The organism is Amycolatopsis sp. WAC 04182 (genome assembly GCF_003947465.1).
Lineage (GTDB): Bacteria > Actinomycetota > Actinomycetes > Mycobacteriales > Pseudonocardiaceae > Amycolatopsis.
In genome coordinates this window covers 1-633 of sequence record NZ_QHJJ01000068.1, presented here as the reverse complement: position 1 = coordinate 633, position 633 = coordinate 1, and the positions used below count along the sequence as shown (strand labels likewise).

At 70.6% G+C, this 633-nt stretch carries 2 protein-coding genes; both read left to right on the top strand.

The window, feature by feature from the left end:
• On the top strand, window positions 1-256 hold a 256-nt coding region (locus DMH01_RS42565), incomplete at its 5' end, for a roadblock/LC7 domain-containing protein (RefSeq protein WP_148106612.1).
• A complete protein-coding gene (locus tag DMH01_RS42560; RefSeq protein WP_125685101.1) occupies window positions 253-615 on the top strand; it encodes a DUF742 domain-containing protein in 363 nt (120 codons plus the stop codon). The genes DMH01_RS42565 and DMH01_RS42560, both read left to right, overlap by 4 nt.
• Window positions 616-633: the final 18 nt, after the last annotated feature.

Below are 633 nucleotides of genomic sequence, written 5' to 3'. Positions count from 1 at the left end.
CCTGTCGGCCGTCGCGGCGGGCTTCCAGAGCCTGGCCCGCGGCACCGGACGCCATTTCGGCGGCGGCGACGTGCGCCAGACCATCGTGGAGATGGAGAGCGCGTTCCTGTTCGTCACCGCGGCCGGACAGGGCACCTGCCTGGCCGTGATCGCGGACGCGAACGTCGACGTCGGGCACATCGCGTACGAGATGGCGATCCTGGTCAGGCGGGTGGGCCAGCACGTCGCCACGAACCCGCGCTCGGGAACACCATGACCGACGCCCGCCGCTGGTACGACGAGGAGGCCGGGCCCGTCGTCCGGCCCTTTGCCCTCATCAGGGGCCGGACGCGCTCGTCGGGAGACGCCTTCGACCTCGTCGCGTCCGTGCGCGCGCTCGCCGAGCGGGCGGACGACCTCGGCCCCGAACAACAACTCATCCTGCGGGCGGCGCGGAGCCCGATCTCGGTGGCCGACCTGGCCGTCGAGCTCGACCTGCCCGTCGGAGTCGTCCGAGTGCTGCTCGGCGACATGCGTGACCACGGCCTCATCTCGGTGACGTCGCCCTCGGCTACGGGGTCGCGTTCCAATGAGCGCATTCTCAAGGAAGTGATCAATGGACTCCGTGCTCTCTGAGGACCCCGTCGCGCTGAA

Bases quoted from the DNA above. Each gene is read 5' to 3' on its own strand.
- DMH01_RS42560 (WP_125685101.1), top strand. From the start codon at position 253: ATGACCGACGCCCGCCGCTGGTACGACGAGGAGGCCGGGCCCGTCGTC.